The following is a 15,859-nucleotide window of genomic DNA, read 5'->3' on the forward strand; positions in this document are numbered from 1 at the left end:
AAGTATGCGTGACCGCAGTATTTGCAACAATTTCTTCTCACTTATTCTACCGCCCCCCTGAGGGCGATGTTCGCGATCTTTCACCCTGAATTCAGCGGAATTCCGTCCCAGCCCGCGGCCGAACCGCACAGCCTGCCTCTCTGGCTCCTGAAACCCCGTCAGTCGTGACGATGTTTCTGCCGACGATTCCTGTTTCTCTTCGCTCCCAGCCGATTTCGGCTTACAATCCTCGTCGTCGTCTCGGAGTTGGACAATGCCTGTTCTGACGCTTCGCCGCCTCGCCGCCGCAACCGCCCTCGCACTCGTGCTGTCGGCCACGCAATCGGCCTCGGCCTGCCCCCTCTGCAAGCTCGCCAACGAATCGAAGCAGGACTGCGAAGAAGAGAACCGCCGCCCGCAGGCCTACATGTACAGCATCCTCTTCATGCTCTCGATGCCGGCCACGCTCCTCACCGGCTTCTCCTTCGGTTTCTACCGACTCTGGAAAAACCATCAGCTCGTCGTCGGCGACCAGCCCATGCCCGGTGACGACCTCCACGTCTGATGGCCCGCCGCGGCAAAAAGAACCCGACTGATCGCAGCCCGCTCCCGCGGCCGGAGAATCCGCAAACCGCCCCTCCGCCCGCCGACCTCCCTGCGACTCTGCTTCCGCCCCCCGAAACCCGCGCCCCGCGCCGCGCTGCGTTCGCCCTCGCCTCCGCGCTTGCGACCGGTCTCGTCTTCAGCATCCACCCCGCATCGCTCACATTCTGGGACGCGGGACGCACCAGCTACTGGCGAACCCTCTACGTTCCTGGTGACCGCCCCACGCAGTTCGCGAAAATCGCCGAACTCATCCCCCCCGCGTCACGCGTTGCGTCGACCGATTTCGTCCACCCCCGCTACACGCACTTCGATCGTTCCTACGACTACAGCGACTACGCGCGGAAAGTCGCCGGGTACGAAGAGAAGGTCCCCGACGATACCGACTACATCGTGATCGATACGCGGCACCCCTACAGCAGGATCCGCTCCCCCGATCAGGTCCGCGAACTCCAGACCTCCCCCGACAAATGGGAGCTCGTTCCCGATGAAACCGACGGGTACTTCATCGTCCTCAAGCGCCGCTCCTGAGCGCTGACCGCCCCGACACTCGACGGCGGCGAATTGTCCGCACCGGCGAAGAATTGACCGCGCCCTCTGGCTTTCCCGCCACGGGACCGGCTGGTCCAATCGTCTCCCGGCATCAGAATCAGGGGGGCGGCAACTTCCGCCCCGCTCGTCCGCCGAACCCGGCTCGTCACTCGAACGCCCTCGTCAGGAATCCCGCCATGCGATTCGCCCTCCTCTTCGCCGCGCTGGCACTGCTCGCCCCGGCGACCAGCCAGGCCGCCGACAAACCCGACATCAAGGCCGCCCGCGACAAAGGCATCGCCTTCCTGAAGACTACCCAGCGCGACGACGGCGGCTGGTCGTCCACCCAGATGACCGGCGTTACCGGCCTCGTCGCCCACGCCCTCCTCAGTTCCGGCGTTCCCGCCGACGACCCCGCCGTCGCCAAGGCACTCGCTCTCCTTGCGAAGGCCGTCCAGCCCGATGGCAGCATCGGTGCCCCCAACAGCCGCATCTCCGCCTACGAAACCTCCATTGCCGTTCTCGCCCTCTCGGCCGCCAACAAGGACGGCAAGTACGACGCCGCGATCCAGAACGCCATCAAGTTCCTCCGCACCGTGCAGTTCAACGAGGCCCGCGGAACCGCCGAAACGGACGCCAACTTCGGCGGCGCCGGATACAACGCCGGCAAAAGCCGCCCTGATCTTTCCAACACCCACTTCTTCCTCGAAGCCTTCGAGGTCGCCGGCATCAGCTCCAGCGACCCGGCCGTCCAGGCCTCTATCAAGTTCCTCTCACGCTGCCAGAACCTCGCCGGCCCCGACAACCCCGACCCCGAGGCCGCCAAGGTCAACGACGGCGGCTTCCAGTACACCCCCGTCAACTCCGAGACCGATGCCGACAGCGGCCTCCGCTCCTACGGAAGCATGACCTACGCCGGATTCAAAAGCATGCTCTACGCCGGCCTCTCAAAGGACGACCCGCGCGTGAAAGCGGCCCTCTCCTGGATCAGGAAGCACTACACCCTGAAGGAGAATCCCGGCATGGGGGCCAACGGCATCTATTACTACTACTACCTCTTCGCCCGCGCCCTGAATGCCGCCAACCTCGAAACCCTCGAGGACGACAAGGGGACCAGCCACGACTGGAAACAGGAACTCGCCAGCCACCTCATCTCCGAACAGGCCCCCAACGGCAGCTGGACCAACAGGCAAAGCGACCGCTGGCAGGAAGGCGATCCCAACCTCGTCACCGCCTACGCCCTCTTCGCTCTCTCGCAGTGTGAGAAGTAACTCGCACTCCGGCTGCGTTGGAGCAGCCGGAGTGCTTGACCCGCGCTGGAACTGAAAAACCGCCTCCAAACCCCCTACGATCCCCGCGGAAGCATTTCCCCGGGGATCTTTTCATGCGCACGCTCACGATCCTGATTACGGCCCTCGCCTTCATCGCCCCGGGCTCCTCCCGCGCCGCCGAGCCCGCACAGGCCCCGCCTCTCCCTCGGGCCCACGCCCACAATGACTACGAACATCCCCGCCCGCTGCTTGATGCGCTCGCCCACGGCTTCCTGAACGTCGAGGCCGACGTCTACCTCACCCCCCACGGCCTCCTCGTCGCCCACGACCTCAAGGACGTCAAACCCGATCGCACACTCGAATCGCTCTACCTCAAGCCGCTTCGCGCCCGCATCCAGTCCAACAACGGCTTCGTGCTCGCGAAGGATGCCCCGTTCACGCTCCTCGTCGACATCAAATCCGATGCCGAAACGACCTACACCGCGATCGACGCCCTCCTCGCGCAGTACGCCGACATCCTCTCCGTCACACGCCACGGAGTCTTCCAGCCCGGCCCGGTCACCATCGTCATCAGCGGCAACCGCCCCATCGAAACCATGCGCCGGCAAACCGTCCGCTACGCCGGAATCGACGGCCGCCCCGGCGACCTCCGGAACTCACCCCCCACGTCCCCCGACCTCATGCCCTGGATCAGCAGCCGCTGGGGCGACAACGGATCCTCCACCCCGTTCCGCTGGAAGGGGGAAGGCCTCATGCCCCAGGCCGAGCGCGAACAGCTCCGCGCCTACGTACAGAAAGCCCGCCAGCAGAACCGCAAAGTCCGCTTCTGGGCGACACCCGAGAAACCCGAATTCTGGAAAGAGCTCACCGACGCCGAAGTCGACCTCATCGGCACCGACAAACTCCCCGCCCTCCAAACCTTCCTGCAAACAAAATAAGCCCACAGGTCGCAACCCGTGGGCTTTGCGCTCGCCAACGCCAACTCCTACGCACGCCCCTCGCGAGCGAACCGCGCCAGCGTTTCCTGGAACTTCTTCTTCCCCTGTTCCACCACGCGGCGAACCTCTTTCGTGTTCTCCTCGCTCTCCTTCCGGAGGTCGGCGATCATCTGCAGCGAATCAATCTGGAAGCCGGCGATCGCGTCCACCAGCTTCTGCACCGACGCCGGATTGATCGTCGAGCCATAACCCGCTTTCAGCGCCGCCCGCTCCAGCTCCCGGCCGAGTTCGGAGACGTCTTCCAGCCCCTTGTTCACCCCTTCCTTCATCGCCTCGGTCGCCTGCGTCACTTCGTGCAGGCCATGTTGCGACGTGTACACCGTCCCCAGGATCGTGAACACGTGCTCGTTCGTCGTGAAGAAGGTGACCGCCCTCCGGTAGACGCGGTCCTTCACATCGTGCGTCTGCTTCAGCTTGGCGATCAGCGTCTCCCCCACGTCATAGCCCACCGACAGGTTCTCGGTGATGTCCTTGAGCAGCTGATACGTCCGGTCCTCTTTCTCATACGCGTGCCGCGCCTCATCGCGCGCCAGCTCCAGACGCGAACGATCGGTCTCGCTCTTGTCCGCCGCCGCATCCACGACGGCCTGCGCATCCGCCAGGTTCTTTTTCGCCGCCTCGAGCATCGGCGCATGCTTGTCCACCATCTCCCGCGACTGAACTTCCGCTTCCTTCAGCGCAAACCGGAAGTCGATGTACGCGTCCATGATCGCCTGTTCGCGATCCAGCTGGTCCTTTGTGTCCTTCGACACGTCCTGGTACACCTCCACGATCTTCTCGAACCGGGCCGAAGGCGTCCCCCGACGCATCCGCATCCACAGGTTCTGCGCCTTCTCCCCCATGCTGATCCGGCCGTCATCCAGCTGCGAGATCAGCGTCTTCGAATCCTCCCGGACCGAATCGAACATCTGCGTGATGTCCAGATACCGGTTGCCGACTGTGATGTTCTCCACATTCTCCCGGACCAGCGCGTTGAACTTGCTCATGTGCTGGATCGTCGAACCGATCGCGATCGCCCGGGGCTCGTCGACATACTTCACCTCATCCAGAAGCCGCACCAGTTCCTGCGGAACATCTCCCCCCGCGCTGATGCCGAACCGCTCCAGCACGCCCAGCGCCCGATCGAGATACTTCTGAATCGGAGCCGTCCCCAGATTGGTCGGAGCCACCTCGGTGGCCGGAACAGGCGTGGTCGTCGTGATCGCTTTTTTCGAACTGGCCATGGAACTGGGCTTTCGCAATGCGCCTGCGCGCGGACGGAAAATGCGGTCGGGACTCACTGCCCCGCCCCTCATTGAAAGCAGGCCCGGCCAAACCCGCAACCATCGATCAACCTCGACCGCCCGTCCGCCAACTCGCCCCGGAACCTCGGGCCTGGAGAAGTCCCACTCCCGGCCGATCCGGTTTCCAGAGCCGGCCTGTCGCGCCACTTCGCGAAATCAGAGCCGAGGTGCGCAATCTCCGGTTGCCCACACCCCCTGCCAATCGACATACTCAGGGTCGACATCTGGAAACCGGCGGTACACTGGAAGCGGTCCTGCGAGCCTGCGCAACGCGCACTCGCCCCACATCGCTGGATCGCCTGATTGCTGACTTGAAGCGGACTGAATCACGTGACTTGTTGCGTCGTCGCGCGGGCCCCTCCAAAGGGCTCGTCGGGCCGACGGCTGAATGCTTGAGCTGACTTATTCCCGCGGTTCCTGCTGGCCGCGAACGTTTGCTTCCCATTCCGTCGAGGTGAGTCATGAAACGCCGTATCGGCTTCACTCTGATCGAGCTCCTGGTCGTGATCGCCATTATCGCGATCCTCATCGCCCTTCTCCTTCCTGCCGTCCAGCAGGCCCGCGAAGCCGCTCGCAGAACACAGTGCCGCAACAACCTCAAGCAGTTGATGCTGGCCGTCCATAACTATCACGACGTCTACAACGCCTTCGTCCCCGGCTGCATGCACGCCGCCACCCCGCGAAGCGGAGGAAACAGCAGTTCCTTCGGACCGAGTTTCTGGGGCCCGCTCCTTCCCTATTTCGAACAGGCTGCACTCTTCAATCAGCTCACCTGGAACGGACTGTCTCCCGGCTATGTCAACGAAGGCCCTGCCACCAGCGCCGGCAAGCTGAATCGCCCATTCGTTCTCGCCGCGGGAATCATTCCCGTGATGCGTTGTCCGTCTGGAACCGGCCCCGAACGAACGTCGGATTCCTTTGAAGTGCAGGCCCATTACGCCGGCATCTCCGGAGCCGCCGATCCCGTCGACTTCACGGAACCCCGCGTCACCACCGTCACCGAAGGCGGCGGCGGACCGAGCATCCTTTCCGGCGGTGGAATGATGCTCCCCAACCGCCCCGTCAACCTCCGCGACTGCACCGACGGCTCGTCCAACACCATGGTGTTCGGCGAAATGTCCGGAAAGCTCATCCGGCTCGACGGCACCTTCTCGTTTGTGACCCCCTCCGGAACCAGCCACGGCTGGCTCATGGGAACCCGCGTCCGCGGCGTCCCCCCCACCCTCGATCCGGGCAACACCGAGAACGACGACCGCTGCTTCAACATCGTCACGATCCGCTACCGCCCGAACCAGACCCCCTTTGCCAACCAGAACTTCCCCGGCATGGGGAGTAACCTCGGGCACAACAACCCGTTGAACTCCTCCCACACCGGCGGGGTGTTCGTCGGCCTCGGCGATGGCTCCGTCCGGTTCATCACCGAGAACATGCACCTCGAAACGCTCAAGAAAATTGCCACCCGCGACGACGGACAGCCGGTCGGCGAATTCTGACACGCCGAAGCCTGTGAAGACTCGGAGTGCAACGACCTGTTGAAACTCCATCGTCGCGACAGGTCGTTGCAACGGACCCGCTCATTCAACCTGTCACGCTCCACCGCAGCGTGGAGAAAGAGGCTGACATGACTCGTATGCTGACGCTCGCCATCGCCTCGGCCGCTCTCCTGCTGACCGGCTGCGGCGGAGATTTCGACTACGGCCCCACCGGCACGATCACCGGCAGGCTCACCATGGATGGCGAACCCCTGCCCGCAGGAAGCTCGGCCGTGTTCATGGAACCCAAGGCCGGTTACCTCGCCTTTGGACTCACCGACGCTGAAGGCAACTACACGGTCAACACCTGGAACGAAGGCAACATGCCGATCGGTTCCTATCGCGTAATGGTCCACCCCCCCGCCCCGGCCAACGATTCGGAAACCGCCTCCGCCGAAGAGGTCATGGCACACCCGGAAAAGTACAAGGCCCGGCCCATCAAAACCGACATCCCGAAGAAGTACCGCGAAACCGCCACCAGCGGGCTGTCCTTTGAAATCAAGAAGGGCGAGAACAAGATCGACATCGACATCAAAAAGTGACCCGATCGGCAATCCCCGCACCCCGGCTGCTCCAGCAGCCGGGGTGTTTCGCGTTTGGCCCCGCACCCCGCCCTCGGCCACAGCTACGCGCGTCCCAGACCCTGCTCGATCCGCGACAGCATGATCAGCATCGTCTCCGGCAGCGCTGCCCCCAGCTGCCGAAGCATGTTCACCACCTGAGCCGCGGTGTAATGGCCATGCATGCACAGATGCAGCACCACGTCCGACTTGGTGTGCAGGAATCGCTGCCCCGCCCCCGTGCTGGTGCTCACTTTGGCCACCGTTTCATCCAGCCCGGCGTCAGTCAGTTCGCGGTCCCACTGCTCCCAGCGTCCTGTCAGTTCCTCCCACCGCTGCTCCAGTTCGTCCAGCGACGCAATCGCCCCTTCTCCCTCCTGATTCCCAGGAAGTTTCCCTGGCAGATCGCCCGGAGCGACCGCGGAGGGATTCCCCAGCAAAGCCTCCAGCCACACGGACTCCGCCGCGTACATGTGCAGCAGGCTCCGCCACACCGAGCCCTGCCCGATGGCCAGCGGACGACGTAACTGTTCCTCGCCGAGACTCTTCACGACCCGCATCAGGTTTCGGTTCACCCACACTCGATGAACCTGCAACCGCCGGACGACATCAGCTCCAGTCATTCGATTCTCCTCGCAAAAAGCGGACTGTTGTCCTTCGCATCCCCAACATCGACGTGCAAAGGAACAAAAGATCGGATGGATCACACAGATCAGGACGAACCTCTTCCTCGACGAAACGACCATCCGTGGGATCGTGTCGATCCATACTGACCTCGATTCTCAGGCGGCCGCGCCCACATCGAACGACCACGGTCGAGACGGAACACGCTCTTGCACCGACAATTCCTCTTCTTTCCGTCCCTTCCGTGGTTCCTCCTCCGACGCCCTGGGCCCCTCTCCGATCCTCGACTTCTCCTGTACCAATCTCCACTCCCCCTGATCTTCCTTTCCTTCCTTTCCTTCTGTTCCCTTTTCAAGCCCACACAGGAGCGTCCAACCACACCGTCTCCGCACAGAACCTGTTCGCTCCCGTCTGTGTCACGCCTCGGTCATCATTCATGACACGCCCCAGCCCCCTTCTAGTTCACATGCCTCTCACCCCCTGCTTCCAGATCGACGCTTTCGCCGATCGACCGTTCACCGGCAACCCCGCCGCCGTCTGCCTGCTCGATCGCGACGTCGACGACGCCTGGATGCAGAACGTCGCCGCCGAGATGAATCTCGCGGAAACCGCCTTTGTCCGTCCCCGGGAAGACGGTTACTCCCTCCGCTGGTTCACTCCGGAGGTCGAGGTCGACCTCTGTGGCCACGCCACCCTCGCTTCCGCCCACGCCCTCTGGACCGAAGCCGCCGTTCCATCCGACCGTGCGCTCCGCTTCCACACCCGAAGCGGCCTGCTCACCTGCGTCCGCCGCGGTGAACAGATCACCATGGACTTCCCCGCCGTTCTTTCCGAACAGGTCTCCCCCAGGCCCGAACTGCTCGAGGCGCTCGGAACCACGGCCGAATGGGCCGGCCGCTCGCAATGGGACGACCTCGTCCTCCTCCGGGACGCCGCGGCCCTTGCCGTTCTGCGACCTGACATGCGTCGCCTGCGCGAGGTCACCACGCGCGGAGTCATCGTCACCGCCCCGTCCGATGATCCCCGCATCGATTTCGTCTCCCGCTTCTTCGCCCCCCGCGTCGGCATCGATGAAGACCCCGTCACCGGATCGGCCCACTGCTGCCTCGGCCCCTTCTGGGCGGCCCGGCTCGGAAAAACCGACCTCACCGGCTACCAGGCGTCCCGCCGTGGCGGCACGGTCGGCGTTTGCGTCGACGGAGACCGCGTTGAATTGAGCGGATCGGCCGTGACCGTGCTGCGGGGAGAATTGCTGTGAATCCGTCCCTGTCGCTTGTCCACACGATCGACGAATCGCAACTCGAGCAACTGCACCGGCTTTACGGGAAGCAATGGTGGTCCCAGGGCCGGGCACTCGAAGACATCCGGACGATGCTCGTCCACTCCAGCAGGGTCTACGCGCTCATCGACCAGGACACCGGCCGTCTGGTCGCATTCTGTCGCGTCATGACCGACTTCGTCTTCCGTGGCATGCTCCACGACGTCATGGTGGAGGACGACTGGCAGGGCCAGGGCGTCGGGAAACAGCTGATGGAAGCCGTCACCCGCGACCCCGACCTGTCCCGCGTCCAGTCGATCGGCCTCTGGTGCAAGCCGAACCTCGTCCCGCTCTACCAGAAGTTCGGCTTCGAACAGGCGAACGCCGACTACTGCTGGATGCAGACCGGCTCCCTCATCACCGCCACGCACGCCCCCGCCAGCCCATAACCCGCCAGCGGGAATACAGCTCCCCGCGGATCCTTCTCCCCGCCATCGAATCCGCCACTGAACTCCCCCTCTCCAGCGGGGAGAAGGTGGCCGACAGGCCGGATGAGGGGGCCAAATCCCCCCCCTTCCTCTTCCTTCACTTCCTTACCTTCTGTTCCACCACTCAATCAAACGCGCCCCCGAAGGTTGGGGACATGCCCTTCTCCGTTCCCTCCTGTTCAAACCCAATCCCATTCCACGCAAATCGCGCCCCGGCCGCCGCGCAACCTCCCCCGTAGGGATGGAGGACAAAAATGCAGACGCCCAAACCAGAGCCGACCTCAGTACACACGCACCTCCTGCGCGCACTCCTCATCTTCACAAACACCCGGTGCCACTGGCTGCTCGCAGCCAGTGCAAAGCGTTGCCGAGCCCGATATGCCCCGAGCCCCCCGCGCGCTCCTTCTCCCCGCCACCACTCTCCCCACCCAACTCCCGCCCCCCTGCGGGGAGAAGGTGGCCGAAGGCCGGATGAGGGGCCCAAACCCGCACATTCCCGCTCCCAATTCTCCGTTCGTCCACTGACGACCTCCGCACGGCGGGGAAGTCCCCACGTCCGCGCCGACGATCTCCCCCTCCATCACGCCGTCTCACAATCCCCGTGCAACCGCCGCAGCCCCATTCCCGGACGGAATCCCCGCGCAGAGAAAAGGCAACAAGAACGGCCCGCCCCCTCACCCGTGAACGTCTTGGTTGGGTTGCCTTCCGCCACAGCGCCAGGCCCGTCCGCCCCGTCTGCGGGGGCCCGAAAATCCGCAGCCGCAGACACAACTTTCCCCCTCACCCGGCCCCATTCCGTTGCGGCCACCCCAGATCCTCGCGACAATTCCCGATTCGAATTCGAAGACGCCCGCCAGCCCGCGGGCACGCTCTCAGGTCTCCCATGCAGAAAATTGATTCCATCCGCGGACGTGCCATTCCCCTTGTGCTGGATGACATCGACACCGATCGCATCATCCCCGCCCGCTACCTCCGCTGCGTCACCTTCGACGGCCTCGGCCAGTACGCCTTCGAAGACGACCGCAAGCAGGACCCGCAGCACCCCTTCAACGACGCCCGCTTCCAGGGCGCCAGCATCCTCATCGCCGGCCGCAACTTCGGCTGCGGTTCGAGCCGCGAACACGCCCCCCAGTCGCTCATGCGCTGGGGCATCAAGGCCATCGTCGCCGAGTCCTACGCCGAGATCTTCTTCGGCAACTGCAACTCCCTCGGCATCCCGGCCGTCCGCGCCAGCCGCGAGAATCTCGAAAAACTCGCCGCCGCCATCCGCGCCGAACCGACGACCGACTGCGTCCTCGACCTCAACTCGCTCACGCTGAAATGCGGCACCCTCACGGTTCCGGTCGAAATGCCGGCCGCGGTGAAAGACTCCCTCGTGACGGGACAGTGGGATTTCCTCGGCCAGCTTCTCGACCGCGCCGCCGATGTCGACAAGACGGCCAAAGAAATCCCCTACATGCAGTTCGCAAAATAGGCGAGCAGGGGGCGTGAGCCTCCTGCTGCGTGCCACGACGGAAAACTCGCCACTTCGGAGTATCGCGCCATGCTGGAGCGCCTCTCGCGTCGTGATTTTGTAACGAGTCTCTCCGCCGCATCGGTCCCGGTCGTATTCGGCGGATCACTTCACGCTGCCCAAACGCCGAGCATCGGCTTTGCCACCGGCTGCCGCGTCGGCGAGATGACCCCCTCCTCGGCCCGAGTCTGGGTGCGGCTGACCAGCGCCGCCGACCGCGCTCCCGGCAACGGCCAGTTCGAACAGGCCAGCCGCAAAAAGCCTGACACGCTGCCAGCGCCTCCCGATGCGGAAGTCGACCTGCTGCAGGGGGCCTGTCCGCCGGCGAACGGCCGGGTCCGAGTTCGCTACTCCAGCCATGACGCGCCGCAGACCTGGAAGTCGACCGAATGGGTCCCGGTCTCGACCGAGTCCGATGGCATTCATCACTTCGACCTTCAGGATCTGACTCCCGGCCGCGAGTACAATTACATCGTCGAAGGGGCTGCCGCAGGAGACGACCCGCCAACACCGGTCGTCGAACTCCGCGGGATTTTTCAGACCGCCCCGACAACCAATCCGGAAACGTCTCCGGTCACGTTCTGCGTCATGACCTGCCAGGGTTATCACGACCGCGGCCATCCGGATGGACACCCGGTCTACCCGGCGATGCACGACCAGAACCCAAACTTCGCCGTTCTCACCGGAGACCTCGTCTACTACGACAACGACCCTCCCACCGCCGTCACGCCGCGGCTCGCTCGCTACCACTGGGAGCGGATGTTCAGCCTCCCCCGGCTCCGTGAGTTCAACCGCCACTTCGGCGCCTACTGGCTCAAGGACGACCACGACACGCTCAAGAACGATTCCTGGCCAGGAACGAAAGCTGGCCAGCTCACTTTTGAAACCGGTCAGGATCTCTTTCGCCAGCAATCACCGTGGGGCGACGGTCCTTCCTATCGCACGTTCCGCTGGGGGCCGCATCTGCAGCTCTGGTTCACCGACGGCCGCGACTTCCGCTCACCCAACAACAGGAAAGACGGCCCGGAGAAAACCATCTGGGGCGCTGAACAGAAAGCCTGGTTCCAGAAGACGGTGAAGGAGAGCACGGCCGATTGGAAGGTGCTCGTCAGCCCCACGCCGCTCGTCGGCCCCGATCGCCCGAAGAAGAACGACAACCACGCCAACGAAGGCTTCCACTACGAAGGGGACGAACTCCGCGCCTGGCTGAAGGCCAATGTCCCCGACAACTTCTTCGTCATCTGCGGCGACCGACACTGGCAGTATCACTCCGTCCATCCGCAGTCCGGCCTCCACGAATTCTCCGCCGGCCCCGCCAGCGATGAGCACGCCGGCGGCACCCCCGGCGAAGACAAGACCTGGCACCGCTTCCACCGCGTCAAAGGCGGCTTCCTCTCCGTCTCCATCACGCCCGGCAGCAAGGTTCCGCCGATCACCTTCCGCCACCACGACGTCGCCGGCCAGGTGGTGTACGAATTCAGTCCGCCCGCAGCCTGATGACCGGCCGGGTGAACCGCCCCCTCGGATTTGCGGTCTGATTGTTGACGCCCACCGCCCGGACACGAAGATTCCTACTGCCTACCCACTACCAACCACCCACTACCCAATCCCCCAAATGGAAAAAGTCGTCCTCGCCTACAGCGGCGGTCTTGATACCTCGGTCCTCGTCGGCTGGCTTCTCGATGAGGGCTACGAGGTTCACTGCGTCTACGTCGACCTGGGCCAGCCCTGCGAAGACATCCCCGCGGCCCTCGAGAAGGCCACGAAGATCGGCGCGGCGTCGTCGATCGCTGTCGACGCCAAGGAAGAACTCTGCCGCGACTTTGCCTTCCCCGTCCTGCAGTGGCAGGCAAAGTACGAATCGATCTACCTCCTCGGAACATCGATCGCCCGCCCCCTGATTTCGAAGGTCTGCCTCCAGCGGGCCCGCGAGGTCGGCGCCACGGCCTTCGTCCACGGCGCCACCGGAAAAGGCAACGATCAGTGCCGCTTCCAGCTCGCCGCCGAAGCCCTCGAACCCGAGCTCCGGATCATCGCCCCCTGGCGGATGGAGAGCTACCGCTCGAAGTTCCCGGGCCGCACCGCGATGCTCGAGTACTGCGCGGCGAAGAACATCCCGGTGAAGGCCTCCGTCGCGAAGCCCTACTCGAGCGACGAAAACTGCCTCCACATCAGCTACGAAGCCGGCAAGCTTGAAGATCCCGCCGTCGACGGCATTCCGATCATCGACTTCGGTATGACCGTCTCCCCGCAGGAAGCTCCCGACAAGGAAGAGTACGTGACTGTCGGCTTCGAGCACGGCGTCCCCGTCTCAATCAACGGCAAGAAGCTTGATGCCTACAGCCTCCTGAAAACGCTGAACGAAATCGGCGGCCGGAATGGTGTCGGCCGCATCGATATGGTCGAAAACCGCTTCGTCGGCATGAAGAGCCGCGGCGTCTATGAATCCCCCGGCATGACGTGCCTCTATTCGGCCCACCTGGCGCTGGAGCAGCTCACTCTCGATCGCGACCTCGTTCACCTCCGCGACCGCATGTCGCCGGAAGTCGCCGAGATGGTCTACTACGGCTTCTGGTACTGCGCGAAGATGGACGCCCTTATGGCCTTCATGCGGGAAACGCAGAAGCCGGTGACCGGCGAAGTCACGCTCGGCCTCTACAAGGGCAACGTCCGTCCGACGAGCCGCAAGTCGCCCAACAGCCTGTACGACGAGGCGATCGCCACGATGGAAGGCGGCGGCAGCTACAACCAGACTGATGCGGAAGGCTTCCTCCGGATCATGGGGCTTCCGCTTCGCGTCCAGGGCAACAGCCGCAAGCGGCCCTACTGAGTGGACTCATCGAAAAAGCCCCCGGCCGTTTTCGGCCGGGGGCTTTTTTGTGGAACCCCTTACCGAGCCACCTGGAAATCGCCAACGTCGTCAGCCGTCGAACCCTCACGGGCCGGCTGCTCCTTCCGCACGTCGGCGTCGCCGAGCGTCCGCGCCGTCAACCCCGTCCCGAGGCCGGCGACAACCGCACCCGCGATGATCAGCAATCCCGCGACAATCACCGCCTGGGCATTGAAAAACGCCCCCCAGATCGACCCCGCGTCGGCCGGCCGTCCTGCGACTGTCGCGGGACGCGAACCGGCCCATCCCCCTTCCACTCCGAAAGCCGTGGCCACAGCCGCTTCATGAATCCCGCGCCGGTCGTCACTGCGCATCGCCCGCGCGTCGGTATCGAAACCCGCCGGCAGTTCCGTGTTCTTGACTGCCGCCTGCTGTGGTTCGGCGCCCGTCGCTGCAGATGACGCGGACTCGACCTGCCTGACAAACGCAATCAGTTTCGGCTCACGCGGCACGTCTTCCGATTTCGGCTCCGGAGTTGATGAGACTTCATCGAGGCTCGCTGTGGGCTTCACTTCATCTGATGCCGCGTTCCCCGCGACGAAGTTCCCTCGCGATTCCAGGCGCTGAACATAGCGTTCGAGTCGCTCGCGTGCCGCTGCGCGTTTGAGCTTGTGCAACGCACTTTCGTCCGAAGGCTCCGCCTTCGCTTCCGCGTCATCGGCAGAGTTCAATGGCACGTCGGCGCGATCCGTCGAAGGCTCGATCAGTTCCGCCGCCGGGGGCTCACCGGCGGTCTCATCGATGTTCCAGACGCGACTTCCCGGCGCCCTTGCCGCCAGATCGCAGACGGCCTGTTCGATCTCACTGGCGCTGGCAGCGGCCGTCCCGTTGTCGGTGAACCGAATCCGCGTCGCGCGATTCAGCTCCGCATTGAGGACGAGCCGTTCATCGGCCCGGCTGACAATCTGCACATGCCGCATCGCGCACCGGATGGACATGATGAGGCAACTGGCGGCAAGACGCACCGGTTCGAAAGGCGCGGCCAGCATGAGGTGGTCGAGTTCTTCTGCGGCGGCGTTGCGTTCCGGCCTTCGAATCCACCGCGCCCCTGGCCGCGGAGACTCTGCAAGCGTTTCGACGTACTGATTCCACCAGGCCGACGTCGCGGGCAGTTCCTGAGGGACAGCGAAGCGATTGGCGAACGCCCGGACTTCGGAAGGGGCGATCGACCTCAACAGGACGATGATCGTTGCCCAGGAGAACATCTGCCGGGCGAGGGCGTCGCGGCCGTGCTGTTCTGCCTCGTCGAGAACGACCTGAATCAGCTGGCGGGCCTCGTGATCGCGCTGGCAGTCCGCCTGGGACGCAAGGGTCCAAGCACGGATGAGTGACGAATGAAACTCATTCCCGGGGACATTCTGCACTTCCAGTGCGCGAGCCAGATGGAACGCGAGGCTCCAGCGCCCCTGCCACATCAGATCGTGAAGAGTGCGACGCGAGCGGGCGTGATCCGGCGCAGCATCGGGGGCCTTTGGACTCACAACGGCCGCGCGGAGGGCCTCCCGACTCGCAACCGGCCCAGGCTGCTCGTCGACGTCAGGCCCCACTAGTTGGAGAGAGAGCGTGTGCAGCTCTGCCTGGAGGTTTGCAATCCTGCTTCGGATCTCAGCCGTCGTGATGTCCGACATCTTGATCTTCGCTCCACTCGTGAAAACTGTTGAGGACGGCCTGCATGAGTGGATTCAGCAAGCGACATGCGCCCCGCAGGCATTCGGCCCCCCGCAGCGTAAGAATGTCGACGATCAGTCCGACCGTGACGGTTGTGCCAGTCTTCAGGGGCAAACTGGCGCCCAGAGCGCCCCATCTCTCCGCCTCGGCGGAATCTCGACCACCGACGTGCCGCCAAAGAAGCGCCGAGCGTGTTGCGGGAAGTCCACTCACGCTGCGGAAAGGCATCACGACGGCAGCATTCTTGGAACTGCCGCCCTCGCCCCAGAGGTCGGAAACAAGAAGCGGAGGCCCGTCGCAGAACCCGGCCTGTCGACGTGAGAAGGAACACCCGGCTGGATGCTCCGCCAGACTTGATCCCAAAAACAAAACCGCGCCAAGGGCGCGGTTTTCGTGATTCCAACTCCGGAGACCTGATCGGCGACGATCGCGTGGCGACGGTGCCTTCAGCTGGGAAGCGGAACTTCGATTTCGATCCCATGCCCCACTGTCACGGCGGTTCCTCCACCCTGACAGAGTTCTTCACGCACGATGTTCATGTCGCGCGGAGCATCGATGCCCAGGCGGACTGAGTTGGGACCGATGCGGACGACCGTGATGGCCACATTGTCGCCGATGAGGATTCGCTCACCGGGCTTCCGAGAAAGTACGAGCATGACAC

Annotated in this window: 15 protein-coding genes; 11 read left to right on the forward strand and 4 right to left on the reverse strand. The window is 64.0% G+C overall.

Annotated features, from left to right (window positions below; all coding sequences use genetic code 11):
• Positions 1 to 253: 253 nt before the first annotated feature.
• The 4 genes from Pan44_RS07505 to Pan44_RS07520 all read left to right on the forward strand — a co-directional run bounded on the left by Pan44_RS07505 (position 254) and on the right by Pan44_RS07520 (position 3,322).
• Positions 254 to 544 carry a hypothetical protein gene (locus Pan44_RS07505; RefSeq protein WP_145028779.1) on the forward strand — a complete coding sequence of 97 codons (291 nt, stop codon included), beginning with the start codon at positions 254 to 256 and terminating at the stop codon, positions 542 to 544.
• Positions 544 to 1,113 carry a glycosyltransferase family protein gene (locus Pan44_RS07510; protein ID WP_145028781.1) on the forward strand — a complete coding sequence of 190 codons (570 nt, stop codon included), beginning with the start codon at positions 544 to 546 and terminating at the stop codon, positions 1,111 to 1,113. Before Pan44_RS07505 ends, Pan44_RS07510 begins: the two co-directional genes overlap by 1 nt.
• 197 nt (positions 1,114 to 1,310) lie before the next feature.
• Positions 1,311 to 2,384, forward strand: a complete 1,074-nt coding sequence (locus Pan44_RS07515; protein WP_145028783.1) for a prenyltransferase/squalene oxidase repeat-containing protein — start codon at positions 1,311 to 1,313, stop codon at positions 2,382 to 2,384.
• Between the two features lie 113 nt (positions 2,385 to 2,497).
• The gene (locus Pan44_RS07520; protein ID WP_145028785.1) at positions 2,498 to 3,322 is read left to right on the forward strand and encodes a phosphatidylinositol-specific phospholipase C/glycerophosphodiester phosphodiesterase family protein; all 825 of its coding nucleotides are present in this window, start codon (positions 2,498 to 2,500) and stop codon (positions 3,320 to 3,322) included.
• 47 nt (positions 3,323 to 3,369) lie between these two features.
• Here the strand turns inward: Pan44_RS07520 and Pan44_RS07525 are convergent, their stop codons facing one another.
• Positions 3,370 to 4,605, reverse strand: a complete 1,236-nt coding sequence (locus Pan44_RS07525; protein ID WP_145028787.1) for a cell surface protein — start codon at positions 4,603 to 4,605, stop codon at positions 3,370 to 3,372.
• Between the two features lie 521 nt (positions 4,606 to 5,126).
• Here Pan44_RS07525 and Pan44_RS07530 point away from each other — a divergent pair.
• Both Pan44_RS07530 and Pan44_RS07535 read left to right on the forward strand, forming a co-directional pair.
• Positions 5,127 to 6,158 carry a DUF1559 domain-containing protein gene (locus tag Pan44_RS07530; RefSeq protein WP_145034941.1) on the forward strand — a complete coding sequence of 344 codons (1,032 nt, stop codon included), beginning with the start codon at positions 5,127 to 5,129 and terminating at the stop codon, positions 6,156 to 6,158.
• 128 nt (positions 6,159 to 6,286) lie between these two features.
• Entirely contained in the window at positions 6,287 to 6,739 is a 453-nt protein-coding gene (locus Pan44_RS07535) for a hypothetical protein (RefSeq protein ID WP_145028789.1), read from the forward strand.
• Positions 6,740 to 6,822: 83 nt separating this feature from the next.
• On the opposite strand, the gene Pan44_RS07540 is transcribed toward Pan44_RS07535, so the two are convergent.
• Positions 6,823 to 7,380 (reverse strand): DinB family protein, encoded by a 558-nt coding sequence (locus tag Pan44_RS07540; RefSeq protein ID WP_145028791.1) that lies wholly within the window; start codon positions 7,378 to 7,380, stop codon positions 6,823 to 6,825.
• A 467-nt stretch (positions 7,381 to 7,847) separates the two neighbouring features.
• On the opposite strand from Pan44_RS07540, the gene Pan44_RS07545 reads away from it, so the two are divergent.
• The 5 genes from Pan44_RS07545 to Pan44_RS07565 all read left to right on the forward strand — a co-directional run bounded on the left by Pan44_RS07545 (position 7,848) and on the right by Pan44_RS07565 (position 13,470).
• Positions 7,848 to 8,639 carry a PhzF family phenazine biosynthesis protein gene (locus Pan44_RS07545; RefSeq protein WP_145028793.1) on the forward strand — a complete coding sequence of 264 codons (792 nt, stop codon included), beginning with the start codon at positions 7,848 to 7,850 and terminating at the stop codon, positions 8,637 to 8,639.
• Positions 8,636 to 9,088: a GNAT family N-acetyltransferase gene (locus Pan44_RS07550; RefSeq protein ID WP_197453922.1), complete on the forward strand. Its 453-nt coding sequence runs from the start codon at positions 8,636 to 8,638 to the stop codon at positions 9,086 to 9,088. The genes Pan44_RS07545 and Pan44_RS07550 overlap by 4 nt, the downstream gene beginning before the upstream one ends.
• A 922-nt stretch (positions 9,089 to 10,010) precedes the next feature.
• Complete coding sequence (leuD, locus tag Pan44_RS07555) at positions 10,011 to 10,601, forward strand: 3-isopropylmalate dehydratase small subunit (protein ID WP_145028797.1); 591 nt, start codon at positions 10,011 to 10,013, stop codon at positions 10,599 to 10,601.
• A gap of 69 nt (positions 10,602 to 10,670) precedes the next feature.
• Positions 10,671 to 12,137, forward strand: a complete 1,467-nt coding sequence (locus Pan44_RS07560; RefSeq protein WP_197453923.1) for an alkaline phosphatase D family protein — start codon at positions 10,671 to 10,673, stop codon at positions 12,135 to 12,137.
• A 118-nt stretch (positions 12,138 to 12,255) separates the two neighbouring features.
• Positions 12,256 to 13,470, forward strand: coding sequence for an argininosuccinate synthase (locus Pan44_RS07565; protein WP_145028799.1), 1,215 nt, complete (start codon positions 12,256 to 12,258; stop codon positions 13,468 to 13,470).
• Between the two features lie 59 nt (positions 13,471 to 13,529).
• Here the strand turns inward: Pan44_RS07565 and Pan44_RS07570 are convergent, their stop codons facing one another.
• A complete protein-coding gene (locus Pan44_RS07570) occupies positions 13,530 to 15,158 on the reverse strand; it encodes a hypothetical protein (RefSeq protein ID WP_145028801.1) in 1,629 nt (542 codons plus the stop codon).
• 486 nt (positions 15,159 to 15,644) lie between these two features.
• Positions 15,645 to 15,854 (reverse strand): carbon storage regulator, encoded by a 210-nt coding sequence (locus Pan44_RS07575; protein WP_145028803.1) that lies wholly within the window; start codon positions 15,852 to 15,854, stop codon positions 15,645 to 15,647.
• Positions 15,855 to 15,859: the final 5 nt, after the last annotated feature.

It is taken from the genome of Caulifigura coniformis (genome assembly GCF_007745175.1).
Classification (GTDB): domain Bacteria; phylum Planctomycetota; class Planctomycetia; order Planctomycetales; family Planctomycetaceae; genus Caulifigura; species Caulifigura coniformis.